This window comes from Roseobacter weihaiensis, assembly GCF_020622345.1.
Classification (GTDB): Bacteria; Pseudomonadota; Alphaproteobacteria; order Rhodobacterales; family Rhodobacteraceae; genus Roseobacter; species Roseobacter weihaiensis.
The window spans coordinates 46,887-72,230 of sequence record NZ_JACNMO010000003.1; the positions used below are offsets into that span (position 1 = coordinate 46,887).

At 59.7% G+C, this 25,344-nt stretch carries 25 protein-coding genes; 7 read left to right on the forward strand and 18 right to left on the reverse strand.

The genetic code is table 11. From position 1 onward, the window contains the following. Positions 1-12: 12 nt before the first annotated feature. The 7 genes from H7847_RS04450 to H7847_RS04480 all read right to left on the reverse strand — a co-directional run bounded on the left by H7847_RS04450 (position 13) and on the right by H7847_RS04480 (position 7,844). Positions 13-1,572: an amidase gene (locus H7847_RS04450; RefSeq protein ID WP_227268186.1), complete on the reverse strand. Its 1,560-nt coding sequence runs from the start codon at positions 1,570-1,572 to the stop codon at positions 13-15. A 65-nt stretch (positions 1,573-1,637) separates the two neighbouring features. Then, entirely contained in the window at positions 1,638-2,345 is a 708-nt protein-coding gene (locus tag H7847_RS04455; protein WP_227268187.1) for an ABC transporter ATP-binding protein, read from the reverse strand. Continuing rightward, positions 2,342-3,064, reverse strand: coding sequence for an ATP-binding cassette domain-containing protein (locus tag H7847_RS04460; RefSeq protein ID WP_227268188.1), 723 nt, complete (start codon positions 3,062-3,064; stop codon positions 2,342-2,344). Before H7847_RS04460 ends, H7847_RS04455 begins: the two co-directional genes overlap by 4 nt. Beyond that, on the reverse strand, positions 3,061-4,092 hold the full coding sequence (locus tag H7847_RS04465) for a branched-chain amino acid ABC transporter permease (RefSeq protein ID WP_227268189.1): 1,032 nt from the start codon (positions 4,090-4,092) through the stop codon (positions 3,061-3,063). Before H7847_RS04465 ends, H7847_RS04460 begins: the two co-directional genes overlap by 4 nt. Next, positions 4,093-4,959 carry an ABC transporter permease subunit gene (locus tag H7847_RS04470; RefSeq protein ID WP_227268190.1) on the reverse strand — a complete coding sequence of 289 codons (867 nt, stop codon included), beginning with the start codon at positions 4,957-4,959 and terminating at the stop codon, positions 4,093-4,095. It abuts the gene before it with no gap. A 10-nt stretch (positions 4,960-4,969) separates the two neighbouring features. Next, positions 4,970-6,208 (reverse strand): urea ABC transporter substrate-binding protein, encoded by a 1,239-nt coding sequence (locus tag H7847_RS04475; protein ID WP_227268191.1) that lies wholly within the window; start codon positions 6,206-6,208, stop codon positions 4,970-4,972. A 115-nt stretch (positions 6,209-6,323) separates the two neighbouring features. Then, on the reverse strand, positions 6,324-7,844 hold the full coding sequence (locus H7847_RS04480; RefSeq protein ID WP_227268192.1) for an amidase: 1,521 nt from the start codon (positions 7,842-7,844) through the stop codon (positions 6,324-6,326). Positions 7,845-8,303: 459 nt separating this feature from the next. Here H7847_RS04480 and nthA point away from each other — a divergent pair, with 459 nt between their 5' ends. The 4 genes from nthA to H7847_RS04495 are packed head-to-tail and all read left to right on the forward strand — an operon-like array spanning position 8,304 to position 9,990. Beyond that, positions 8,304-8,912, forward strand: a complete 609-nt coding sequence (gene nthA / locus H7847_RS04485; protein WP_227268193.1) for a nitrile hydratase subunit alpha — start codon at positions 8,304-8,306, stop codon at positions 8,910-8,912. A 30-nt stretch (positions 8,913-8,942) separates the two neighbouring features. Then, the gene (locus tag H7847_RS26680) at positions 8,943-9,254 is read left to right on the forward strand and encodes a nitrile hydratase subunit beta (RefSeq protein WP_264479461.1); all 312 of its coding nucleotides are present in this window, start codon (positions 8,943-8,945) and stop codon (positions 9,252-9,254) included. Next, the gene (locus tag H7847_RS26685; protein WP_264479462.1) at positions 9,254-9,607 is read left to right on the forward strand and encodes a nitrile hydratase subunit beta; all 354 of its coding nucleotides are present in this window, start codon (positions 9,254-9,256) and stop codon (positions 9,605-9,607) included. The genes H7847_RS26680 and H7847_RS26685 overlap by 1 nt, the downstream gene beginning before the upstream one ends. Next, positions 9,604-9,990 (forward strand): nitrile hydratase accessory protein, encoded by a 387-nt coding sequence (locus tag H7847_RS04495; RefSeq protein ID WP_227268194.1) that lies wholly within the window; start codon positions 9,604-9,606, stop codon positions 9,988-9,990. Before H7847_RS26685 ends, H7847_RS04495 begins: the two co-directional genes overlap by 4 nt. 129 nt (positions 9,991-10,119) lie before the next feature. Here H7847_RS04495 and H7847_RS04500 read toward each other — a convergent pair whose 3' ends face one another. Further along, positions 10,120-10,542, reverse strand: a complete 423-nt coding sequence (locus H7847_RS04500; protein WP_227268195.1) for a MarR family winged helix-turn-helix transcriptional regulator — start codon at positions 10,540-10,542, stop codon at positions 10,120-10,122. A gap of 93 nt (positions 10,543-10,635) precedes the next feature. Here H7847_RS04500 and H7847_RS04505 point away from each other — a divergent pair, with 93 nt between their 5' ends. Beyond that, positions 10,636-11,778, forward strand: a complete 1,143-nt coding sequence (locus H7847_RS04505) for a substrate-binding domain-containing protein (RefSeq protein ID WP_227268196.1) — start codon at positions 10,636-10,638, stop codon at positions 11,776-11,778. A 636-nt stretch (positions 11,779-12,414) separates the two neighbouring features. Here H7847_RS04505 and H7847_RS04510 read toward each other — a convergent pair. Genes H7847_RS04510 through H7847_RS27095 form a run of 4 tightly spaced genes read right to left on the reverse strand, consistent with a single transcriptional unit; the run spans position 12,415 to position 16,419 of the window. Continuing rightward, entirely contained in the window at positions 12,415-13,455 is a 1,041-nt protein-coding gene (locus H7847_RS04510) for a hypothetical protein (protein WP_227268197.1), read from the reverse strand. Between the two features lie 30 nt (positions 13,456-13,485). Continuing rightward, positions 13,486-14,736, reverse strand: a complete 1,251-nt coding sequence (locus H7847_RS04515; RefSeq protein ID WP_227268198.1) for an NAD(P)/FAD-dependent oxidoreductase — start codon at positions 14,734-14,736, stop codon at positions 13,486-13,488. Further along, positions 14,733-16,154 (reverse strand): FAD/NAD(P)-dependent oxidoreductase, encoded by a 1,422-nt coding sequence (locus H7847_RS04520; protein ID WP_319799748.1) that lies wholly within the window; start codon positions 16,152-16,154, stop codon positions 14,733-14,735. The genes H7847_RS04515 and H7847_RS04520 overlap by 4 nt, the downstream gene beginning before the upstream one ends. Next, positions 16,123-16,419, reverse strand: a complete 297-nt coding sequence (locus H7847_RS27095; RefSeq protein WP_406675965.1) for a (2Fe-2S)-binding protein — start codon at positions 16,417-16,419, stop codon at positions 16,123-16,125. Before H7847_RS27095 ends, H7847_RS04520 begins: the two co-directional genes overlap by 32 nt. Positions 16,420-16,676: 257 nt before the next feature. Here H7847_RS27095 and H7847_RS04530 point away from each other — a divergent pair, with 257 nt between their 5' ends. Both H7847_RS04530 and H7847_RS04535 read left to right on the forward strand, forming a co-directional pair. Further along, a complete protein-coding gene (locus H7847_RS04530) occupies positions 16,677-17,531 on the forward strand; it encodes a sulfurtransferase (protein WP_227268201.1) in 855 nt (284 codons plus the stop codon). A gap of 384 nt (positions 17,532-17,915) precedes the next feature. Continuing rightward, the gene (locus H7847_RS04535; RefSeq protein ID WP_227268202.1) at positions 17,916-18,593 is read left to right on the forward strand and encodes a cupin domain-containing protein; all 678 of its coding nucleotides are present in this window, start codon (positions 17,916-17,918) and stop codon (positions 18,591-18,593) included. Between the two features lie 102 nt (positions 18,594-18,695). Here the strand turns inward: H7847_RS04535 and H7847_RS04540 are convergent, their stop codons facing one another. From H7847_RS04540 to H7847_RS04565, 6 genes are read right to left on the reverse strand one after another with little or no spacing between them, the layout of a single operon-like run. Continuing rightward, entirely contained in the window at positions 18,696-20,201 is a 1,506-nt protein-coding gene (locus H7847_RS04540) for an FGGY-family carbohydrate kinase (RefSeq protein WP_227268203.1), read from the reverse strand. A gap of 24 nt (positions 20,202-20,225) precedes the next feature. Beyond that, on the reverse strand, positions 20,226-21,416 hold the full coding sequence (locus H7847_RS04545; protein ID WP_227268204.1) for an acetoin dehydrogenase dihydrolipoyllysine-residue acetyltransferase subunit: 1,191 nt from the start codon (positions 21,414-21,416) through the stop codon (positions 20,226-20,228). Next, entirely contained in the window at positions 21,413-22,396 is a 984-nt protein-coding gene (locus tag H7847_RS04550) for an alpha-ketoacid dehydrogenase subunit beta (protein ID WP_227268205.1), read from the reverse strand. The genes H7847_RS04545 and H7847_RS04550 overlap by 4 nt, the downstream gene beginning before the upstream one ends. Before the next feature lie 5 nt (positions 22,397-22,401). Beyond that, on the reverse strand, positions 22,402-23,415 hold the full coding sequence (locus H7847_RS04555) for a thiamine pyrophosphate-dependent dehydrogenase E1 component subunit alpha (protein WP_227268206.1): 1,014 nt from the start codon (positions 23,413-23,415) through the stop codon (positions 22,402-22,404). Between the two features lie 19 nt (positions 23,416-23,434). Beyond that, on the reverse strand, positions 23,435-24,283 hold the full coding sequence (locus H7847_RS04560; RefSeq protein WP_227268207.1) for a sugar phosphate isomerase/epimerase family protein: 849 nt from the start codon (positions 24,281-24,283) through the stop codon (positions 23,435-23,437). Continuing rightward, positions 24,284-25,258, reverse strand: coding sequence for a sugar-binding transcriptional regulator (locus H7847_RS04565; RefSeq protein ID WP_227268208.1), 975 nt, complete (start codon positions 25,256-25,258; stop codon positions 24,284-24,286). Positions 25,259-25,344 lie beyond the last annotated feature (86 nt).

Genomic DNA, 25,344 nt, shown 5'->3' on the forward strand with positions numbered 1-25,344 from the left:
TCGGTCCTTCTCTTATTGCGCGGGCGTCAGTTCCGGCTCTGCGGCGGCGGGTTTTGCCACCGTGCCCGTCCAGTCCACCGTCGCTTCAAAGGCGGCCGCAGCAGCATAGATCGTGCTTTCGGTGTAATCCGCGCCGGTCAGCATCAGCCCCACGGGAAGACCATCGACCTGACCACAGGGGATCGACATCGACGGATGGCCTGTCACATCGAACTGTGACGTGTTGGCGATCATCTCGAAAGCCCGGGCAATCACTTCGGCGATGGGCGCGCCCGGTTCGGGCAGTTTCGAGGCGGTGATCGGCAGGGTTGGCATCAGCAGCAGATCATAGTCGGCAAAGACCGCATCATAGGCGGCCTTGACTTTGCGCGAGAGATTCTGCGCCTTGGCATAATAGCGGCCATTGTAGTGGTCGATGCCGTATTGGCCGATCAGCATGCAGATCTTGAGGCTTTCGGACAGATCATCCGCCTTGCCGCGCCAGTTCGCGTGGAAATCCATAAGGCCCACGTCATAGGCGCCCTTCCAGTTCATGCCCATGCCGTTGCCCTGCATCATCTGCCATTGCAGACCTTCGATGGCAATCGGGCCCCAGACCGCAGCGGCGAGCAGATGTTCGGGGACCGAGATTTCCTCGACAGTGGCGCCGAGCCCGCGGTAGGTCTCTGCGGCTTCCTTTACCGCATCCGCCACACCCGGCATCATGTTGCCTGCAACGAACCCCTCCTTCAGCACGCCGATCTTCATGCCCGAGACCCCGCGGTCCAGCGCATCGGTGTAGCTGTCGACCTTGGGCGCATACTGGCGCGGGTCCAGCCCGTCGGCCCCGGCCAGCACCTCCAGCATCAGCGCGTTGTCGGCAACGGACATCGTCATCGGGCCTGTGTGATCGATGGTGCTCTCGATGGGCATCACACCGGTATAGGGCACCAGCCCATGGGTCGCCTTCATTCCGGCGATGCCACAGTAGGAGGCAGGCATGCGAATCGAGCCGCCCTGATCGCCGCCGATGGCCATATCGACCTCGCCCGCGGCCACCAGCGCCGCGCTCCCCGAAGACGAGCCGCCCGCCGAATAGCCCATCCGCCGCGGGTTATGCACCATCGAGGGTTTCGAAGTATGGCTGCCGCCCGACAGGCAGAAGTATTCGCAGACCGCCTTGCCCGTGATGGTGGCCCCTGCGTCCAGCATCCGTGTGACGATGGTCGCATCCGCCACCGGCACGAAACCTTCGAGCGTTGAGGCGCCGTTCGTCATCGGCACGCCCGCCAGCGCCACATTGTCCTTCAGTGCCACCGTCTTGCCCTTGAGCTTGCCCTCGGGCGCGCCTTTTACCTCGACCTTGCGCGCCCAGGCGCCATAGGGGTTTTCACCCGCTCCGGGCGCATAGCCTGACGTGCGCGGGTAAGCGACCGGCGGGGTGAAATCGGGTTCGGCATCGATGACATCATAGGCATCGAGGTTGGGCTGCATCAGCGTGTGATACTCCTCCGCCTCGGCTCGGGTCAGGTTCATCCCCAGCCCCGTCGCTATCTCGAGAAGTTTTTCAACGCTTGGTCTTGTGATGGACATGGATCGTCTCCTCTGGATCGGTTTCGGTGTGGTGCAGCGCATCTCCCGCTGCGGATGGGTTGGGTTCAGGCCGTTGTCATGCCAACGAATTCGGCCACGGTTTCAGGGTTCTTGAGGTCTTGCGGCGACAGCTCGCCCGTGATTGCGCCCTTCTGGATGATCAGCACACGGCCTGACAAAGCAGCGATAAAATCGAGGTTCTGCTCCACCAGCACCAGCGACAGACCGCGTGCGCGAAGGGCTTTGAGCGTGTCCACGATCTCTTCCAGGATCGAGGGCTGAATGCCTTCCGTCGGCTCATCCAGCAGCATCAGCTTGGGCCGGGCGCAGAGACACCGTGCCAGCGCCAGCAATTGCTGCTCACCTCCCGAAAGCGCGCCGCCACGCCGGTCGAGCAGCCTTTGCAGACGCGGAAACAGGCTCAGGATGTCATCGAGCAGTGCGGCATCCTCCGCCGCACTACCCGCCATGCCCATGCGCAGGTTTTCATGCACGCTCAGATCGGGAAAGATCTGCCGCCCCTGCGGCACCAGCCCCAGACCGGCCAGCGCGCGTTTATGCGGTGGCAGATGCGTGATGTCCTGACCGCCAAAGCGGACGGTCCCGCCCGTTGCGGGCAGATGCCCCATCAAGGTCTTCATCAGGGTGGTCTTGCCCATGCCGTTGTGTCCGAGGATCCCGAGGAATTCGCCTTCGGCCACGCCGAGCGTGACGCCCGCGAGGATCGGGATGCGGCCATAGCCAGAGCGGAGCGCATCGACTTCCAAAATCATGCCGCCAACCCCTTGCCCAGATAGACGTCGCGCACCCGGGCGTCTTCGAGAACGCGGGCCACATCGTCTTCGATCAGAACCGCGCCCTGATGCAGCACGGTCACTGTCCTCGCGATCATCTTGATGAACTGCATGTCATGCTCGACCACGATAAGCGCGCGGGATTTGTTGATCTCCAGGATCAGCTCTGCCGTCCGTTCCACCTCCTCATGGGTCATGCCCGCCGCCGGTTCGTCCAGCAGGATCAGCTCCGGCTCCCCTGCCAGAACGGTGCCGATCTCGACCCACTGCCGCTGCCCATGTGCCAGTTGGCCGACCTCTTTAGTCGCAATGCCGGTCAAGCGCAGTTGGGTCAGGATCTGATCGGTCAGTTCGGTGGCAAAGGCGGGCGTATGCTTGTGGCGCGCCGCAATCCACAGGTTTTCATGCACGGTCATCGCGTTGAACACATTGGGCACCTGGGTTTTGATGCCCACCCCCTGCCGTGCTATTTCATGCGGTCGCGCGCCGGAGATGTCCTGACCACGCAGATGCACATGGCCTTCGGTCGGCGGCAACTGCCCTGTCAGAAGCTTGAAGAACGTGGATTTGCCTGCTCCGTTCGGCCCGATCAGGCAGCGCAGTTCCGCCTCCTTCAGCACAAAATCCACCCGATCGACGGCGGTGACACCGCCAAAGCGGATGGTGAGACCGCTGGTCTGCAGCAAAGGCGCGCTCATGTTTTCACCTTTACGCGGGTCTCGGGTGGCGCTGCTTCGGTTCGCGCAAGACGTGACAGGGCCAGACCGCGCAGGGTCGGGGCGATGCCTTTGGGCACCAGCAGTACAAAGACGATCAGGATGGCGCCGAGGATGAAATTGGCGTCCAACGCCTGCTGCGCGCCGATCTCCGTGACCATCCATTGCAGGAGCAGGCAACCGATGACCGGTCCGATGAGGGTGCCGCGCCCCCCGATGATGACCCAGATGATGATCTGTGCGGAGAGCCCGAGGGCAAAGATCGTCGGGCTGACAAAAGCGCCCCAGTTCACGTAGAGCGCCCCGGCAAAGCCTGCGATGGCCCCGCCGATCATGAAGGTGATCAGCTTGTAGATGCGCGGGTCGTAGCCCAGTAGGGCGGCGCGCGTCTCGTTCTCACGGATGGCGATGATGATGCGGCCGAATGAGCTGGCAATGAGCACCCTCAGACCGAGGTAGACGAGGATCAACGCGATCCCAGTGACCATCCAGGCCTGTTCCGGCGTCAGGATATAGCCCGGGTTGCCCGGCAGGTTGAAAGTGGGCACCCCCGGCATCCCGTTGAAACCGCCAAGACGTGCATCCCCGATCTTATAGAAGTCTCCGGCGGTCGAGTTCACCAGATTGAACAAGATGAGCGAGACCGTGAGTGTGATGACACCCAGATAGACGTCGCTGATCCCGCCGTAGATCATGAAATACCCCAGAAGTGCGGCAAAGACGACGGGCACCAGAATGGCCAGCAGGATCGCGGGCGTACTGTCCCCGAAGTTGATCGCCGACACCGCATAGGCATAAGCCCCCAAGCCAAAGAACGACGTTTGTCCAAAGCACAGGATGCCGCCATAGCCCCAGATGAACCCCAGGCTGAGCGCCAGCACGGCCATGGCCGCAAAGACTGTCAGTTGCATGATCTGAAAGAGATCGACGAAGAAGGGGGCCACGATTATGGCCACTGCCGCGATGGCAGACCCAATGAGCGCCCCTGTCATGCCGTTGAGTATCTGCATTCACAAACGTCCTTTGAAAAACCGGCCCGCAATGCCGGTGGGCAGCATGCGGATCAGGACCACCGCGGCGACGAAGAGGATGACTTCGCCAAAGACGGGGGTGGTGAGGAAGGCCGCGATCTGGTTGATGAACCCGAAAAGGCCCGAGGCCGAGATCAGCCCCCAGAGCAGCGATGTGCCGCCGCCGACCACGGTGATAAAGGCCTTGGCGATATAGGCCGCCCCCATGGTCGGCACGACGCCTGCTACGGGTGCCAGCAGGCCACCGGCGAGCCCGGACATCGCCGCGCCCGCGCCGAAGGTGGCCATATAGACGCGCGCGGGGTTGACGCCCAGCGTCGCGGCCATCTCGGGGTTTTGCATGACCGCGCGCGCGATGAGCCCGGCCCGCGTGTACCGCATCACGCCAAACACCGCTGTCATGAGAAATATCGCCATCAGCGCCAGAAACGGCGTGTAGAGGCTCGATTGATAGGCGCCGACCTGAAATCCGCCCAGAGGCGAGGACACCCCCACGATCGTGTTGCCGAAGATCATCGTGGTGCCGCCGACGATCACGAGGCTGAGGCCCCATGTCGCGAGCATCGTATCGACCAGCCTGCCGTAAAGAAACTGGATCAGACAGCGTTCGACGATCACCCCGACAAGACCCACGAACACCGGTGCGATGACCAGCATCGCAAACCAGATGTTCACCCCCGCCGAGACCGACAGAACGGTGGCATAGGCCCCAAGCATGAGGAATTCCCCATGCGCGAGGTTGATGATTTTCATCATGCCGAAGATCACCGCGAGACCGGCGCTGATCAGCACCAGAGATGCAATGCCGCTGATGACGTCCAATCCGACGATGATCGCGATGTCCATGACCGGCTCCTCAGATGTCGATGATATAGTGGGTCGTGTCGTTGGGGTTGGCTTCGAGGTCGCAGACCGCGGCCGTGTCGAGCGGTTGTTGCTGCTCGAAAGTCTCCAGCACGTTCCAGGCCCGGTTTTCGACCTCTGCGAGGAACGTATTGCGGGTCACATGGTGGGTTTTCGGATCGACGACGACCTTGCCACTCGGCCCGTCGAACGACAGCCCCGTCTCCAACGCTTCGATGACTTCCATCCGGTCGACCGAGCCCGCCATCTTGACCCCTTCGGCCCAGAGGTGCACGCCCTCGTAGCTTGCTGCGGCCAATTCGCTGACATACGGCGTCTGGGCCCCATGGCGGTCCTTGATCGCCTTTACGAAAGCCTGGCTTGCCGGGGTCTGCAGCTCTTCGAAATAGCCATAGCTGCCCAGCACGCCCCTGCTCTCTGCATCCTCCAGCGTTGCAGGCTCGTTGACCAGGCCAAAGGTTGTTGAGGCAATCGGGATTTCGTCCTTCAGACCCGCCGCCGCCCACTGGCGATAAAACGCGGTGTGGTTTCCGCCCACCATCGCCGACAACAGCAAGTCAGGGCCTGCTGCCTGAATCCGCGAGATAGAGGGCCCGAAGTTGGTCACGTCCAGCGGGAAGAAATCGGTCGAGAGCACTTCGCCGCCGTTGTCTTCCACGTATTTGCGCATCCATTTCGCGGTGATCTGGCCGTAGTTGTAATCCGCCGCGATGATATAGGCCTTCTTGCCCCAGAGGTTCATGGCGTAAGGCACCAGCTTTTCGACCGTCTGGGCCGGGGTCGTGCCGGTATTGAACGTGTTTCGGTCGCAGACGCCGCCCTCGTAGAGCGTGTTGTAGAAGTAGAGGGTCCGGAACCGACTGAAGATCGGACGGATCGCTTCGCGCGACGCGGAGGTGATGCCACCATGGATGACATCCACCTTGTCGCGCACCGCAAGCTGCTGGGCGAATTGCGAGTAGAGCTGGATGTTGGATTGCGTGTCGTAGTTGATCAGCTCGACCTCACGCCCCAGCAATCCACCCGCAGCGTTGATCTCCTCTACCGCCAGCATGATGGCATAGACCATGGGCTCGCCGGTGGCCGCCAGCGGCCCGGCAAGATCATGCAGGCTGCCCAGCTTGATCGGCCCGTCCTGTGCCTGCGCCATGCTGCCGATGAGCGAAGGCGCCGCAAGTGCGACCGAGCCCGCGGCAGAATTCCGGATAAATTTACGGCGTGAGAGTGTCATCTGTGTTTCCCTTTGGTTGGTCAGTGTCTCTTTGTCTGCTGAGACTGTTCTATGGTGGATCTGCCGCCTGCACCGGGAGCAGACCCGTTGGCGCAGGACAGTTTCAGCGGCGGTGTCACTCCGCCGTCATTTTTTCAAAGGAGAGTTGTTCCACCGCGGCAGCGGCCCGGTAGAGCGTTTTTTCCTCCAGCTTGCGCCCGATGAACATCGCGCCGATGGGCCGCCCGTCATTGGTGGTGCCCGCAGGGACCGAAATGCTCGGGTGCCCTGTGGCGCAGGAGGGCGAGGTATTCGGGATCATCGCAAAGGCGCGCTCGACAACCGTCTCGCGGCTGGCCTCCGGACCGGGCAGTGGTGTGGTCGCCATCGGCGTTGTCGGCATCAGCAGGACATCGAATTTGGTAAGCAGATTATCATAGGCCGCCGTGAGCAGACGATTGAGGTTCTGGGCCTTACCGTAGTAGCGCCCCTTGTGGCGTGAAGACATGTAATGCCCCATCAAAAGGCCCAGCTTCAGCGTCTCCGACATCTCATTGGCCTGCGCTTTCCAATGCGATTGCTTGTCCAGCAGGCTTTCCAGGAACACGCCCTTCATATTGGTACCGTAGGCGTTCTGCCGCATCATCAACTCGGTGGCGCCCTCCAGGAAGATCGGCGTCCAAATGGCCGCGCCCGCCGCGTGCAGCGGCATGGATACCTCTTCGACTTCGGCACCCTGCGCCCCGAGCCGGTCGGCCACTTCATGAATGCGGGCATCCACTTCCGCCTCGCCGCCCGGATGGCCAAGGCCTTCGGACACCACCCCGATCTTGAGGCCGCGCGTGGGCATCCCCACCCCGTCGGAGTAGGTTTGGCTGGGCGCACCGGTCTGGCGCGGATCAAGCCCGTCTGGGCCTGCCATGACCTCCAGCATCAGCGCGTTCTCTGCCACCGTCCGCGTGATCGGTCCCGCGTGGTCGACGGTCAGCTCGACCGGAAAGATGCCGGTGTAAGGAACCAGCCCGTGGGTTGGCTTCATCCCCACGACACCGCAGAAAGACGCCGGTATCCGGATCGAGCCGCCCTGATCGCCGCCGGTTGCCATGTCAACGATCCCAGCCGCAACCAGAACCGCAGAGCCCGACGACGAACCGCCGGCATTGTGGCCGGGCACAACCGGGTTTTCCACCGGCCCGCTGGCCGAGGTGTGGCTGCCCCCGGAGGCGCAATAGTATTCGCAGACCGCTTTGCCGTGAATGTCCGCGCCCGCCTCCAGCAGGCGGGTGACAATGGTTGCATCGGTTTCGGGCACATAGCCTTGCAGGATGTTCGCGCCATTTTCCATCGTCACACCAGCAACATTCACATTATCCTTGATGGCCACTGTCTTGCCCGAAAGCTTGCCAGTTGGCGCGCCCTTGATCTCTGTTTTCACGACCCAGGCGTTAAAAGGATTGTCCTCAGGGTTAGGCCTGACGCCCCGCGACCGCTTGTATTTGACCTCTGGCAGTGGAGCGTCCATCCCGTCCACAAGATCGTAGGCGTCAAAAAGCCCCGCCATGAGGCCCAGAAAAGAGGCACTATCCTCCGCACTCAACGCGAGACCCAGCTCGGCCCCCGCTGCGCGCACCGCTGCCGCGTCCGGACGGTCTATCATCCCAATGGCCCCCATCATTTCAGCCCCGCCCAGGCATGCGTCCTTGGCGGCTCAATCCGTTGTCACTGCGTTCAAATGATAAGCATCTGACGCGCAATACTTTGACTTAACTAAGTAAAATGAAACAGTCGCATCTTGTAGCGCAACTTCTGTCTCATGCACTCCCGCTGTCCAGAAACAACTATTAAATGAAATTAGTTGAATTGGAAACTTAATTTTGGTTAACCTTTGAAAGGCGCAGCCGCAACAGATCGAGAGCAGAAAATTTGGGATTCTTGTCTGCGCAGCGGAAAAGTGCCCGATATTTAATCAGTCATCCCGCCGGTTCAGACCCCATTCTGCCGACCGGGTAACGTGCACCGGATTTGGCTGAATGATCCGATGCGACGACAACATCGCTGACGGCAATCGCGGAACTGGCAAGGCAATGGACCACCCGCAGGACAAGGAGAAAAGACGATGCCTCATGACCACTCTCACCCGCACAACAAACCGCTGTCGGATGTCGAACTGCGGGTAAAGGCTCTGGAATCCGTCCTGACGGAGAAGAAGCTGATCGACCCCGAAGCGATCGACCTGATTGTCGAAACCTACGAGACCAAGATCGGCCCGCGCAACGGGGCGCGCGTCGTTGCCAAGGCCTGGACCGACCCGGCCTATAAGGCGCGTCTGCTGAGCGATGCCACCGCGGCAATCAGCGAGCTTGGCTTTTCCGGTGTGCAGGGCGAGGACATGGTCGTGGTGGAGAATACCGAGGCTGTGCACAACATCGTCGTCTGCACTTTGTGTTCCTGCTATCCGTGGCCCACGCTGGGTCTGCCGCCGGTGTGGTACAAGGCCGCCCCCTACCGCGCGAAGGTGGTGAAGGACCCGCGCGGGGTGCTGGAAGAGTTCGGTGTCAGCCTGCCCGACGAGACCGAAATCCGGATATGGGACAGCAATGCGGAGCTGCGCTACCTGGTGCTGCCGAAACGACCCGATGGCACCGATGATATGTCTGAGGCGCAACTGGCCGAGATCGTCACCCGTGATGCGATGATCGGCACCGATGTGCTGGCGGCACATTGAACGCTGTAATCTGACAGAAAGGACGACCGCATGAACAGCATACATGATCTGGGGGGCATGGATGGTCTTGGCCCGATCAACCCTGCAAAGGACGAGCCCTGTTTCAAGGATGACTGGGAAAGGCGGATGTTCGGCCTTTTCGTTTCCTGTTTTGCGGGCGGGCATTACAATGTGGACGAGTTTCGCCATGCGATCGAACGCATGGATCCCGCCCACTATCTGGAGACGAGCTACTACGAACATTGGCTGGCGTCGCTGGAAACGCTGCTGACGGAGAAGGGCGTGGTGACACGCGAAGAACTGGTTGCACGCAAGAAACACATCGCGATGGAGGACGCCTGATGCCCACACTGACCCCAGACATCGTGCCGGGCCTGATCGCCACAGGGGCTTCGGCCCGGCTGGACGAGGATGTCGCAGCAAAGTTCAGCGTCGGCGACGCGGTGGAGATGAAGAACATCAACCCGGTGACCCATACGCGCCTGCCGCGCTATGTGCGTGGCAAGAAAGGCGTCGTGGAGCGGGACCATGGCGTCTTTGCCTTCCCCGACACCGGCGCCCACGGGCTGGGGCACAAGGCGCAGCATGTCTATTCGGTGAAATTCTCGTTTCGGGAGCTTTGGGGCGAGGATCACGCAGAGAACATGTACCTCTATATCGACATGTTCGACGATTACATGAAGCCCGCGTTATGAACGATCAGATCAAAGGTTATGACCTCAAACGCACCCCACACCTGCCCCATGACAAAGGCGGGCCTGTCTTCAACGCACCATGGGAGGCGAAGGCCTTTGCGATAACGGTCGATCTGCACAAACGCGGTGTCTTCGCGTGGTTAGACTGGTGCAAGACCCTGTCGGAGGAGATCAGGCTGGCGCAGGCGGCGGGCGATCCCGATCTGGGCGACACCTATTACAAGCATTGGCTCAGCGCGCTGGAAAAGCTGCTCACGGAAAAGAAGGTGACCAATGCGCAAAGCCTGCTGGCGGCAAAGGAAGACTGGCGCGCGGCCGATGAGCACCGCGGCTTTGGCGAGGCGCCGGTACTTGTGAAAGGTGCTGCTGGCGCTGGGACGTGAGTATCCCAGGAGGCGTCACCGCAGGTCCAGCCGGAGCAGCGGCAGATCGCACAAACAGCATCTTGATCGGACTGGATCAACGTGTCTGATGACACGGGCGACAGGCGCAATCACACCAGGCATGCAACCCTACGCAAGCGTATCCAGTGCCTCTCGCAGGAGCTGCGCTTTTTCAAAACCGATTGTCTCGATGATCCAGTCATTCTGCGCTTCGACATGGAGCGCGATCTTGTCGGCAAGCGTGACCCCCAGATCGGTCAGCGCCAATTGAACGCGCCTTTGGTCCTCTGCAGAGAGCTGACGCTGGACCAGCCCGTCCGCCACCATGCGATCTACAAGTTTGGTCAGTGTCGGCGGATTCATCAAAACAATTTCAGCCAGCTCACGCATTGTGGTACCCTGAGAGGCACGCAATGACTGCAGCACACGCCAGGTTTCGACCTGCACGTTCAGCGCTTTGAGATTCTGGCTCAATTCGATGTGAAGTTTTCGATGGGCCGCAGCAAGTGCATAAGAAATATACGAATCTACTGTTTTTTGAGGCTCTGACATCCGACGACCGACAGTTCAATGGTAAAAAAAGTTGACGTTTCGGACACCAAGTACCACCGTCTTTGGATTAAAACTAGAAGAGAAAACGGATCGATGGCTTCGACGCACATTCATCTTTGGCGAAGTGAGGATGCGGCCTCTTTTCCATATGGCAGACCGGATGCGGGACCAGGTGCAAATGCCGGTCAGCCCTACCGCGTCGCACTGTTGATCCCGATGTGCGGGGCGGCGGGCATGTGGGCACCGTCCTGCATTGCCAGTGCTGAGGTGGCGCTGAACGAGCTCAATGCGAGTACAGGCATCAGTGGACGTCCTGTAGAGGTCGTGGTGATCGATGCGGCCCTAGAAGCGGAAACACCCGTCGAAACCCTGATCGGCGATCTGATTTCGCAGGGCCGGGTCGACGCCATCGTGGGCATGCACATCAGCGCGGTGCGGCAAAAGATCATCGGGACCGTCCGGGGCAGAATACCGTTCATCTACACCCCGCTTTACGAAGGCGGCGAGGCCTCACCGGGCGTCTTTACAATCGGCGACATGCCCGCCCGGCAGCTTGGCCCGGCCATCGGATACATGAGCCGAAGGTTCCGGCTCAAGAAATGGGCCCTGATCGGCAATGACTATATCTGGCCACGGGTCTCGCACGCCTACGCCAAGATACAGCTGCGCCGGCATCATCGCGAGCTGGTTTTCGAAACCTACCTGCCCTTCAACTCCAACAGGATTGAAGATGCGGTGGAGACAATCGGCAAATCGGGCGCGGATGCGGTTCTGATTTCGCTGGTGGGTCAGGACGCAGTTGCGTTCAACCGCATCTTTGGCGCGATGAAGCTGCATTCCACCACGTTCCGTCTGTCCTGCGCCATCGAAGAGAACGGCCTGCTGGCCAGCGGCGAACAAAATCTGGATCGGCTCTTTTCCTCAGCCTCCTATTTTGCCGGTTTGGACACGCCAGGCAATGCGGAGTTTCGGGAAAAGTACCACAGCCTGCATCAGGAGCGCGCGCCGATGCTGAACGCCCTGGGCCAGTCCACCTATGAGGGGCTGCATTTCCTGGCCAGCCTGGTCGGCCAACCTCAACAGGACTGGCGGGCCCGGAGGATGCCGTCATCGCGTCCCATCGCTTACAAGAGCGCACGGCGCGGGCTGTACGTGACGAATGCCGATAACAAATCTCCCGTCTTCGTCGCGCGCGCCAATGGGTTTGTCTTCGATGATCTGCAAAGGCTGCCCTGACCGGGCGCGTGATCGGTCTGCTTCCTCACTCAGCGTCGAAGCTGACATCTCGAAGCCGCCCTTGTTCGGAGCACCTGTTGGAGAGCATCGCACCGTCATCAAGGTCGGCCGCGAAGAACGCGGCCTTGGCCATCGCTCGCCGCAGGCTGAGGCTGGGTTTTGGCGTTCTCTTACTGGATCACCATTTTGGCCTGCATATCGACCGCCGTTTTGCCTGAACCTTGCACAGCACAAAAACCTGACCAAGGACCAGCACCGAGGGCATCATGGCAAGTGCAGCGAAAAGACTCGCGAGCTTGCTGGAAAAGCTGAAGGCTCTACAATAAAAGGGGGCTGTCGCAATCAGTTCCAATGACCTGTCGCACAACACGTCGCTCTTCGAGACCAAGGCGATGATCGCTCAGGGGCGTCGGCTGGAGATCAGAAACCGACTGCGCCTGTTTGGAGCCGAAGATGTCTTGATCCTGGTGCCGGAAGCTCTCTTAAAACCATCCAACGGAGGCGCGGACGGTTCTGGCAATCATGCCATACGCGTCCCAACTGCTCGGCAAACTATTGGTTCGATAACACAGCAAGACCATCGGCCCATTATCTGACAAAGGACAGGGTGCTTCAGAGCCCGGCCGTCATTATGTGTTAGTCGTACATCTCCTGCAAAGCCTTGTAAGCAGAATCTGCAACAACATCGGTACGAGACGAGATGCATTGCGTCATGCGTTGGCCGCGTTCGTCTTCGGTGCCGAGGATAAGTCGCGCTGCCAAGCGATCCGCCACGATCCGGCCCACAAGATCGCGGGCATCTTCATCTGTTCGAATGCCTTCGCCGACAATCAAATGCGTGCCCACTGTGTCTGGATGCATGATTGTGCGAAACATCTGCCAGCGTGGGCTATGCTCTGACACGGGCCAAATTGTCGTAACCAGGACATGCAACTGTCTCCATGCTTCCTGGCCAAGATCCCGTTTCCAACGCAACAATGCCGTCATACAGGCGTCTATTTGCAGCTTTGCGGCGATGTCCATAGCATCGCGGATCGCGGGACGGACAGCACGTGCGTAGCTTTCAAGACTTTCTGCGGTTGGATTGCCGTTTGACAACGTATTCTGAGTGAATTCATCTGACATACTAAGGATTCTGCGGCTGATGTCGTCGACGGGGTCGGTCTTGCTCGACCGCATTGGCAGCTTTTCCAAAGCACCGGCAATCTGTTCACCAAACGAAGCCAGCTTTGGTGCCCAGGTACGTGCCCCGTGTTCAGAAAAGTATGGGCTCAGTATACTAAAGAGACCGAGCGGAATGTGTGACAAACATTTCAAACGTTCGTACTCGCGCGGCGTGGGCTGTATCGTGTGTGTTTCGCCCGTCTCAAGATACAGCGTATAGATACCTCCAAGTCCTTGGCGCCCGACGTCAAGTCGGTCTTTTTCCGGTTGCGTATCGCGTGCGACGATCAAGGGATAAACGTTGCGCCCGACCTTGCGAATGTTCGCCGCATATTCGCGACGCATCGTTCGATGAATATCCACAATACCGTCATGAAGCGCTTGGTCCTGATTTCCCGCATGGGCGCACGGAACCAAGAGATCTGCCACCGACGTCCGGTGAAGGTTTGCCGCCGCCTTGAACGTTTCGCCATCGTCAAATGACCAAAGTTCTTTGTTCTTTGCATGAGGCATCTTGTTGGTTCCTTTGTTGAGTGTCCAAAATCATACCGATTGCGGAGGCGCGGCGTCGGGTTGAATGGCAGACCTGGGTGTCTTCACGTGCTTCAATTTCGGCAAACCGTTGAACCTCCTCGGCAAAAATGGATTTATGGACATTCGCGGTTTTTCTCCGAGCGCATTTGCAACAACCAGTTCGCCGCACAGCGGGGCCGATACGATACCCGTCCTGAATCCGCCTGTTGCATAGTGAAAGTTGGCGATTTCCGGTGACTGTCCAAGGACCGGCAATTCGTCAGGTGTACCAGGCCGCAACCCGGACCAGGTGCGTTTGATGTTCACGCGTTCGAGTGCCGGAATGGCACGTATCGCTCCGCGCGCAAGGTCAGTCAGCATCTCATAGTTGACGCCCGTATCGAACCCCACCATTTCGGTTGTACTGCCGATAAGAACCTCACCGTGGGCCTTCTGCAAAATGTAGCAATCCACCGTGCTGATATTCGACTTAAGCTTATCCTGTAGCGTTTCGGTCCCGATGATTTGTCCACGTACCGGAACAAGTGGAATGTCTTGATCTATCATATTGGCGAGCTTGGCCGCCCATGCACCTGCAGCATTGATCACCAGTCCACTACAGAAAACGCCCTGTGTCGTTGCAACTCCCGTAATCTTACCGTCGGCCATCAAAAGGTCGGTCACATGTGTGTCGCCTGCAAACCTGGCACCCAGATTTATCGCAGCTCGTTTAAGGGCCTCGTTCAAGAACAACGGGTTGACCTGATTGTCGCCGGGGAAATGCACGGCACCCAGAACATCGTCGGTAATATGCGGATCATGCGCCAATACACGTTGCCGATCCCACTCTTCGGCAAGTGCTTGGTCGCGCCCCAGCCAATCGAGAATGGACTGCGCATGCCGTCGTTGTCTGCCGTTGTAGAGCAGATAGAGCAGGCCCGTTCCCACTTCCGCTTCGATATCCATCCCTGTCTGCAGCAAGAGTTCAGGCGCCAGCTCAGCAAACATCTTGTTGCTTGCCTTTAGAAGATGCATGAACAGACGGGGGACCGGCTCAGGCTCGGTGGATGACACTTCATCAGCGTTGTGGAAAATCACTCCGCACCCAAGCCCGACGGATTCTCCAATCGCCCACAAACCACCCGCAGACGCCGCTGTCGCCTTTCCCGGCTTGGACGCGTCGATCAAGGTGACCGAACAGCCACGCTTGGCGAATGAATATGCGACGCTTGTTCCGTAAACGCCGGCACCGATCACCAAGACATCCGACGTCTTTTTCATCCGGATACCGCCGCCTTTTTAGCAAGGGCTCCCAGAGAAATCGGACGGATCGGATTTCGCACGCTTATGGGGCCTACCTCCTTCATGGCGCGCTCGGTCAGCCGGGCAATTTGACGCGAGGCGGATGGCCAACAGAACTTTGCTTGGCAAGGGCCCATACCCAGCCGGGTCGCTGACTTCAGTGTTCTAAAGTCCGTGCCGCCTTGCTCAATCCCGGTTCGAACCTCTTTCCACATAAGCTCTTCACATCTGCAGACGATCGTATCGTCCGTCACCAGATCCAACAAACCAGCGCGCGGGTAAGAGATCTGATTTATGGCGGCGCCGAAGGTATGAACCCTTCGGAGCGCCCGACCAAGGCGACGTGACACACCTTCGAGACAGGCATCTGAACAGGCCCCAAGCGCGTGGGCAGCTGCATTTCCGGCCAGCTTTCCTTCGAGGATCGCGGCAGAAGCACCCGAGACACCGGCACCATCCCCCACTGCAAAAACATCCCGCCGGCTTGTGCGCAATTGGTCGTCTCGCTCCGGATGCCATCCGCCTCGCATTTCGCAAAACCGCATTTTGCACCCAAATATCTGGAACAGGTCAGTGCGCGGCATAAGACCATAACTGATACAAAGCGCATCTGCATTGATCGTTTCGGTGCGCGATAGATCAGGGCGCCAAGACGCATCAACGGGGGCGTGGCTAATGCCGGTGAGCCTTTGATCTCCATGCGCCGATACAACCATGCGCCCATAGCGCATCTTTACACCCGTTCGCTTCAGCGTTCCAAAATACTTCATGCCTTCGAGAGTTTTTTGCGGAGCCTGCCACGCCCGCAGCGGCAGCATCATCCAGGACCTCCGCGACGCGGCCTGGAACACAGACACGACCTGATGACCAAGCTTTGCCATCTGGGCTGCAACGGCGAGAAGCAAGGGACCAGACCCCGCCAAGACAATCCTGCGACCCGGGGCAACCCCGGTCATTTTCAGAAGGGCCTGTGCACCCCCCGCGGTCATAACTCCGGGCAGCGTCCATCCGGGAAAAGGTGGTACATATTCCTGCGCGCCCGGTGCCAGAATGATCTGCTTTGCTGTCAGTATCGTAGAGGCATCGCCATCACTCACACAGACCCTCTTGCGATCAAACACACCCCAGACCGAGGTGTTCGTGCGCACATCGATAAGGTTGCGATTGGCGACCAGATCCCGCCTGATCCTTTCACCATCCGGATCGGGCCCGGGCGCATTTGGGGACCTTGGCGCACGATGAATCTGCCCGCCCGGCATGTCGCCCTCTTCGATCAGAACAGATGAAATGCCGTGACCCGCAGCTGCGATTGCCGCGCTTGCCCCGGCCGGGCCTCCACCGACAACAAGCAGATCTGTGGTCTCTTCACTCACGGGAAGGAACCAACTGCGCGTCACCGTCCTGCGTTTCTATTATCATTCCTTCCTGTACTTCCGTAATGCAGGCCCGCCTGTTCGAGATACCATCTATTTTCACCACGCAATCAAAGCAGCTTCCTATTCCACAAAAGAGAGATCTGCCGGTGGAAAACCGGGAAGTCCGCCTGAATTGAACATGGTCAATTTCCAAAAGAGCGGCCGCGACCGTATACCCTGAACCAGTTTTAACTCGCCGTGAATCTACAGAAATCGAAACAAAGGCATCGGCCATAGCGTGCAACATTCCACCTCGGTCATCTGCGCATACGCCTAAGCTGTATGATATTGGGCTATAGTGTGACGTTTCAAGGAACGACTCGGTCGCGGTGCGTCAAAAAATTCTCCTTAAGCGGGAATTTGCCCAATCTCACACTCAACCTGTCCAGCTACGCTTCGATAACTTATACTGTCGTCGACATGATTGAAGGCCGCATCCTGAATGACAGCGTGACGGAGCCTTGGAACCACCGAAGTCGCGGATCGGATGGAGGTCTAACGCCAATGACAAGAGCCTTGATTTCGCCCGAAGAACTCAAAGCAGCGCTCGGGCATGACATCGTTGTAATCGATACACGCAGTCCTGACGACTATGCAGAAAAGCATATACCGGGTGCTGTTAACATGCACGAGATATTCACTTTTCTGGCCACATCGACCCCGGAAGGCATGCAGGAGTTGGCTGACAGGTTTTCAGCGGCGTTTGGGGCCGCAGGCCTTGACGGAAAAAAAATGGCCGTTGTTTACGAACAGTCCATGGACACCGGCTTTGGGCAGTCCTGTCGTGGTTATTTCTTGTTGGACTACCTCGGCTATCCCTCAATTCGTGTACTCCACGGCGGATTGAAAGCATGGGAGGCCAAAGGCTATCCGGTCACTCAAGATCAACCGGAGATTGAGGCGGTTGAGTATCATGCCAGTGCGAACGCGACCAAGACAATGCTGACGAAGGATGACGTGAAATCTGCTCTGGGTCGCTCGGATATTGCTCTTTTGGATGTGCGTGATGTTGACGAATGGATTGGCGACAGCTCTTCCCCCTATGGCAAGGATTTCTGTCCGCGAAAAGGGCGCATTCCCGGCGCAAAGTGGATCGAGTGGTACCGGATGATGAAGCCAACAGAAACAGGGCCGATGATTAAATCACCGGATGAAATCCTGGCAGAGTGTGCATCTGTTGGCATTGCAAAGGAAACGCCGGTTTACATCTATTGTTTCAAAGGTGCGCGTGCTGCAAATACTTTCCTCGCTCTCAAAGAAGCGGGGCTGCCGGACGTGCAGATTTATTTTGGCTCCTGGAATGAATGGTCCCGTGATTTCGACCTGCCCATAGAAGAGGGCCTGCCATTTGACACATAGCGTGTAACCGCGACAGCCTTCGGGACGGGATCGTGGCGTGAACCTCCCAGCAGCAAAAAAGACCTAAGGCAAATGCCTGTCGGGGTGCTCAGGATGCAAGGATGTCGCTTTTGTCCCCAATGGCCCGTTCTGCAACGTGCTGTCCCCCATCAAGAGGGCGGAAATCTGGAAAGTTCGTCCCGGACCCATCTGCGCCCGCCAACTCGCTGGTCGTATCGAAGATGACAAAGGCCCCTGTTTCAAAAGTATCGGATCAAGGCCAACGGTGTCGACCCGCCCGCGGCCCTTTGCTTTCCTGCCACACGAAAGAAAGCCGAGGCGCAGAGGTTGGAAACCTCCGGCCGGCTTCGTACGTTGGACCGGTAACAACATCGAAAGACGGCCATGGACCTGAATGCAGATTTTTCAAAGCGCGCGCTTGTGCACACGGCACAGCTTGACTGGCAGGCCTCGCCCATGCCGGGCGTGGACCGCCGGATGCTCGACCGGATCGGAGGCGAGGTGGCGCGTGCCACCAGCATCGTGCGCTATGCCCCGCAAAGCCATTTTTCTGAGCACACCCACGCGGGCGGCGAAGAATTTATCGTGCTTGAGGGCGTTTTCTCGGATGACCACGGCGACTTTCCCGCCGGATCCTACGTGCGCAATCCGCCGACTTCCGCCCATACCCCCCGGTCAGAGGAAGGCTGCACGATCTTTGTCAAGCTTTGGCAGTTCCAGCCCGACGACCGCACGCATGTGGTGATCGACATGACAAAGATGGAGTATCTGCCGGATGTGACGCGCCCCGGCATCGACGTCATGCCGCTCTTTCAGGATGCCTTTGAAACCGTGCGGGCAGAGCGGTGGGCTGCGAATACTGACGTGACACTTGCGCTGCCCGAAGGGGGTGAGTTTCTGGTGTTGGACGGCGATGTGACAGAAGGTGGCGATGTGTTGCAACGCGGTTCATGGCTGCGGTTGCCTGTGGGCAGTACTCTCAACGCTCGGGCGGGCCGTCAGGGGGTCACACTCTGGGTCAAATTGCGGCATATCCCCCATGCCAAACCCCCTGGCCCATGAGAGCTCGGTCATATGAACCCCGGCTCGGCAGGAACGGGACGCCTGGCCATTCCGTTTCCGGTGTTGGCATGGTCTGAGCCAGGCGAAAGCAGGTTGCGGCCTTTACGGGCTGCTTTCGACAGACAGCGCAGAGGTGAGCGCGGGATAGAGCGCGAGATAGCGTGCATAGATCTCTTCGTAGGCACGCACAGCCGCCGGATTAGGGTCAATCACCCGGCCCGGTCTGATCATCGCCGCAATCCCGTCATCGATGCTGTCAAATCGTCCGGCACCATGGGCCGCAAGGATGGCCGAGCCCAGCGAAGGCCCGTCGGTTGATGCAGGAATACGCACCGGAATGCCCGCCGTGTCGGCGTGTATCTGCATAAAAAGATCCGAATTTGTGGCACCGCCTCCGGCGATCATTTCCGTCACCTGATACCCCCCTTTGGCGAAGGCATCGAGAATTGCGCGGGTGCCCATTGAAATACCCTCCATGACCGCGCGGAAAACGTGGTGCGGCTCATGCGCAAGGGTCAGGCCGGTGATTGCCCCGCGTGAGAGCGCATCGGTATAGGGCGTGCGGTTGCCCTGGAAGTGGTCTTGCACGATCAGCCCCTCAGCCCCGGGTGGCAAGGCTGCCGCTTTATGGTTCATCTCGTCAAGGTCGAACGCATCACCGACAAACCGTTTCAGCCAGTTGATGATCGACCCGGTCGAGGTCTGGCCTCCTTCGATGATATAACGGTCCGGATACACGATGTCGGCATAAGCTCCCCAGATACCCGGGGCATGGAAAGGTTGTTCTGTCACCCCGAATTGCAGGTGTGACGACCCGGTGATCAGGCAAAGCTGCCCGGGTCGGGATACGCCCAGACCGATCATCCCGATCAGCGCATCAGCCCCGCCCTGCACCAGCAGGGTCCGGGGTGTCAGCCCAAGCGCCTCTGCCGCCTGCGCAGTCAGCGGTCCGACAACCTCGCCCGGTGCAGCGATGCGCGCGGGCCATTTCCCGACCAGATCGGGCATACCCAATTTGTCCACAAGGCGGTCCGCCCAGCCGCCATCTCGGTTCGCATAATGCCAGCGCAACCCGACATTATTCAGGGACGCGCAGCGCTCGCCCGTCAGGCGCAGTGTCAGGTAATCCTGATACTCGCAGATCGTCTCCGCCGCGTCGTAAACCTCGGGCTCGTTGTTCTTGATCCAGAGTGCCTTGGGGATCATCCATTCGGCAGAGACCGGTCCGGCCCCATCCGCGTTGAGCTTCAGCCGCGTGTCGCCTGTCGCCAGAACGGCTTCGGCTTCCCTGTCCGCCCGCACATCCATCCACATGATCGCGGGCCGCAGGGGTCTGTCGGCCTTGTCCAGCGCAACCACGGTACAACAGGTCGTGGCACAGGCCATCGCTTCGATCTGGTCGTCCGACAGGCCAGCCTCTGCCAGACATGCGCGGGTCGCCTTGCAAAGGCTCTCCCACCAGTCATCGGAGTTCTGCTCGGCCCGCGCACCGGGGGAGAACATTGTCTCATAGGCCTCTGCGTGTGACGCAATGCAGCTGCCATTCAGATCATAGATGCGGGCCCGCAGGCTTTCGGTGCCGCCATCGACTGCCAAAACATAAGACATTGTCCCATCCTCCCGTTGGGTCTTTTAGGGGGCTGCGACGATGTCCGCCACCACGTCGGCGGCGTCCCAGTGTGGCATGTGCCCCGCCGCTACCATGTGACAGGCAACATGGGGCGGCAAGTGAAAGACATGATCGCGCGGGATGACCTGGTCATTCAACCCAAAGATCGCCGTCACCGGTATCTTGCCCGCCAGCGCCAAAAGCGGGGCAAGGGTGTCGATGCCTTGCACATTACCCTGAACCGTGGTGGCGGCAAGGGATGACAAGCGACCGGCAACCAGACCTTCTGCCATTGCGCTCAAGGCGTCTGCATCAAGCTGGGATGCCTTTGGGCCCAGCATCCGCATGAGATGCGCCAGTGCACCCCGATTGGGGCCCTGCGCCATACCCCGCACAAAACTGCCATTGATCTCGGGCCCGCATCCCGCTGGCGCGAGCAAGGTCAGGCGGGCGGTTTTGAGAGGCGCGCGCAGGGCGGCCTGCGTGGCGAGATAGGCACCAAGGGAATGGCCAATCAGGTGAACAGGCTCCGGCTGGTTCTCCAGCTCGCCCACAAGCCAATCCACAAGGGTCTCAACATCCGGTGCATCGGCAGCATTACGTCCATGGCCGGGCAGATCCGGTGCGACGGAGGCCATCCCCTTGCGTTGCAGGACGGCCCGCAGCGCCGCCCAGTTCGAGCCTAATCCTGCAAATCCGTGCACGAAATACGCAGCCAGAGATGCCGTGGCCGGTCTGCTGCGACCGGATACATGCAGACGGACATCGGCAGCCTCGATCCGCCCACGCCGCCCGGTTCCGCTGATGTCATCGAGCGAGATACCATTTGTCTTGGCGATCCGCCGTGCCAAGGGGGTGGCGCGCGGCGTGGCGGCGCGGGGGGCGGGCTGCGCGGTCGTGACGGTGCTCTGTGCAGGAACATTTTCGACAGCGGCCTCGGCGGTCTCTTCACCCTTGATCCCGTCCCACAGATCATCTGTCTCGATCATGGCAATGGGGGCGCCGACCTCAACCACGTCACCGGGGCGAACGAGGGTTTCGCGTAAGGTGCCATCCCCCAAGGCAGGATATTCAACAAGGGTTTTATCCGTCTCGACTTCCACCAGAGGATCACCGCGTTTGAAACTCTGGCCGGGTTTGACCAGCCATTCGGCAATGGTGCCTTCTTCCATGGTTTCACCAAGGCGCGGCATCGGCAAGGTGAGCGTTGTCATGGAAACATCTTTCGTGCGGTTTCGGCAATAAGCTCGGGCGTGGGCACGGAGTTCTGTTCCAACAGAGGCGATACCGAGATCGGGATATCCTCTCCGGCCACCCGGACCACCGGATCTTCCAGAAAGTCGAAACACTCCTCCGTGATGCGGGCGGCCAGTTCGGCAGCGACGCCACATGTCATCACCCCTTCGGAGACGACCATCGCGCGCCCGGCGTCTTCAACAAGGGGGCGGATCGTGTCGAAGTCCAGCGGATTCAGGGTGCGCAGATCGAGGACCGCCGCATTGATCCCGTGTTCAGAGTGCAACGTCTGTGCCGCCACCAGCGCATGATGGACTTGCCGGGAATAGGTGACGATCACCAAATCCGCTCCCGCGCGCAGCAGGTTGGCTTGGCCCCATGCGACAGGTTCAGCATCCGCGTCCACCGTGCCCTTCATGGTATAAAGACCCTTATGCTCAATAAAAACAACGGGATCAGGCTGTTGCAGTGATTGCCGCAACAGATGGTAGGCGTCTTCGACTGTCGCGGGCATGGCCAGCCGCAGGCCCGGTGTGTGCATGACGTAGGCCTCGAGGCTCTGGCTGTGCTGCGCGCCTGCAGACCGGCCGGTTCCGCCTTGTGTACGCAGCACCATGGGCACGCCGATCTGACCTCCGAACATATATCGGATCTTGGCAGCTTGGTTGGCAAGCTGGTCCATCGTCATGCCAATGAAATCGACATACATCAGTTCAGCGACCGGACGCAGGCCCGTCATGGCAGCGCCCACGGCGGTCCCGACAATCGCGGCCTCCGAGATCGGTGTGTCGATCACGCGATCGGCGCCAAACTCTTTGATGAGGTCCTTGGTCACCCCGTAAGCACCGCCGTACCGCCCGACCTCCTCTCCCAAAAGGATAACAGTGTCATCGGTTTGCATGGCTTCATGTAACGCCAGGCGCAGCGCGTCGCGGTAGGTTGTCTCTTGCAAAGCCATCGCCCTCAGCCCTGCGCCAGAATGCGGTCAAGCCGGGTGCGCACCGGTTCCGGCTCCGGTTCGGTCGGAGCATAGACGTCGCGAAACATCGATTGCATCTGTGGCTCCTCCCCGGCGATGGCAAAGTCGATGGCGGCATCCATTTCCCTGGCAATCTCATCATCCAGCGCGTCGAGCTCTGCCGTGTCCATCAACCCGGTGGTCAGCAGTTTTTCACGCGCCTGCAGCACCGGGTCCTTCTTGCGGCCCTCCTCCTCTTCTAACTCCTCACGGTAAGGGGATTTGTCTTTGCGGGCGTGACCGTAAAAGCGATAACAATCAATCGCGAGGAACGCGGGCGTACCGCCGCGCGCCTGCTCCATCAGGTCCGTGGCAGCCTCGACGACATCTTCGACCTCGAGCCCGTCGACGGTCCGCGCCGCCAGACCAAAGGCTGCTGCCCGTTCATGCAGGTCGGGGTTTGCGGTGGCCTGATCGATGCGCGTGCCCATACCGTATTGGTTGTTGATGCACACAAACATGACGGGCAGCTTCCACAGGGCCGCCATGTTCATGCTTTCATAAAGAATACCCTGCCCCGTCGCGCCATCACCAAAGAACGCGACCGATACGGCACCGCTTTTCTGATGACGCGCGGACAATCCAGCACCCACGACCGCCGGAATGCCACCGCCCACGATGGCATTTGCCCCAAGGTGCCCCAGCCCCATGTCGGCGATGTGCATGGAGCCGCCCTTGCCATGGCAATACCCGGTGTCCTTGCCCGCAATCTCGGCCATCATGCGGTCGGGATCGGCCCCGCGCGCCAGAAAAATGCCGTGGCCGCGATGATGCGTGGTGAAGGTATCACCATCGCGCATCCGGGCACAGACACCGACGGCTGCACTTTCCTCTCCGATCGACAGATGCAGCATGGACCCAGCGGACTGGCCACGCACAAAAAGCTCTCCGACCCGTTCTTCAAAGGTACGCACCCGGCGCATCTCTTGGTAGAGCTGTGGCAATGTCGTGTTCTTCATGATCCGCGCATCCCTTGTTTTAGATCAGCCCGTACTGCCGCGCCTTGTTGCGCAGAAAGGGCAGGCCGTTATCCATCACCTCAGCCTCACCCGACGCAACAGGCCGCCAGACCGACAGGCCGTTGGCGATTTCGGGCGGCATGTTGATAAAGCTCTCCATGGCAAGCCCGCCAGTAAAGCCAACCGCCCGCAAGGCGCCAAAAACCTCATCCCAGCCGACAGTGCCCGCCCCTGGCGTACCGCGGTCGGATTCCGACAGATGGATATAGCGCAGGTGATCGCGGGCATCGATGATGCCCTGGGCCATGCCCTTTTCCTCGATATTCATGTGATAGGTATCGAGATGAACGAACATGTTATCCGCGCCGATGCGCTCGATCATCTCAACCGCCTGCCATCCGGTGTTCAGCAGGTGCGTCTCGTACCGGTTCACCGGTTCGATCCCGAACGCCAGACCAAGTGTCCTGGCGTGCTGCGCCGCGCGGCTCAAGGCATGCGCAACGTTATCCAGTTCCGCTTGCGTCGGTGGCTGGCCGGAGCGTTCGCCGATCCCGCCGTAAACCACGCCGGACAGCGCCTCCGCCCCAATGGCTGCAGATTTATCCAACGCGGCACACAGAAACTCTGTCGCGCCCTCCGGATTGCGGGAGGCCCAGACCTCCTGCGGCAAACCAAGGGAGCAAACGGACCGCATTTGCGCCGCCTCAAGTGTTTTGCGGCTGTGTGCCGCATCCACGCGCGGTGGGTCAAGCAATGCGATTTCCAGAAAATCCATGCCGTAAGACACGGCCTTGGCAACCGCTTTTTCACAGCCCGCCCTGTCCCAAGACATGGTCCACATGCTGGTGTGCACGCCAAAACCTTCCATCTATACCCCCTGTTTTTCGCTGGCTGACAAAAGCGCAGTCGCAAGCCCTTCGTCGACCATGAGCCGCTTTACGAAGCCAGCGCGCAAAACCGCGAGAGTGGCTGCCAGTTTGCCCGTGCCGCCGGCCAACAGCACGGTGTCGGTATCCGCCATGTCGGCCGGTTGCACACAGGGCGTCGAGCGGTTGAGCTCAATATCCGCGACCGTGCCGTCTGCCTTGTAGAATATTCCACAGCAATCACCGACCACATCCGCGTCGCGCAGCTGCTGGATCTGATCGGGGCTGAAAATGTTGCTGTCAAATAGAATGGCGCCCTCGCGACATTCACCAACGCTCATGAGAGCGTGATCAGCCCGGCGTGCGACATCCATCGCCTCGCGCACCAGACGTTGCGACATGATCCCATCACAGGCGACCGCACTGTCGGTCACAAAGGGCGCGGGCATCAGAATGGCGCGCCCCCCGGTTTGCGCGGCAAGCCGGACACAAACATCCCCGGGCGCCGTGTGCGACGCATAGGTAACCGACCCCATAAGCGACACGAAGGTCAGCCCGCTGTTCTTGGTCCTTGTCAGGTTATCCGCCATTGCCGACAGCGTGCGGCCCCATCCGACACCGACGGTCAATGCCTGCGCCGTCTTGCCGATTCGTGTCAGATAGCCGCTGGCCAGGACTGCCACGGCATTGCGCGCCAATGCTTCGTCTTCATCTCCGGTGCCGGTGGGGGCGACCTGAACCTCTTGCAGGCCAAAGGTGTCACTCAGCCGGTCAGCCAGCGCAAGCGTGCGCGAGGTCCGGTGTTCCACGGTTATCCGCACCAACCCCTGTTCGCGCGCGTCGGCCAGCATCCGCAGCACTTTGAACCGTGAAATCCCCAGCCGTTCACTGACATCCTGCTGACTGAGATTGCCAACGTAATAGAGCCACGCCGCCTGCGCAATGTTATCATCCGCCTCGGGTTTTTGCATAAACATTGGGCGCTCTGTTCCTTTTTGAGGCATGTGACAAAACGGCTTGACCGAGCGACATACGCTTATATAGTCACATTCGTGTAGTCAAT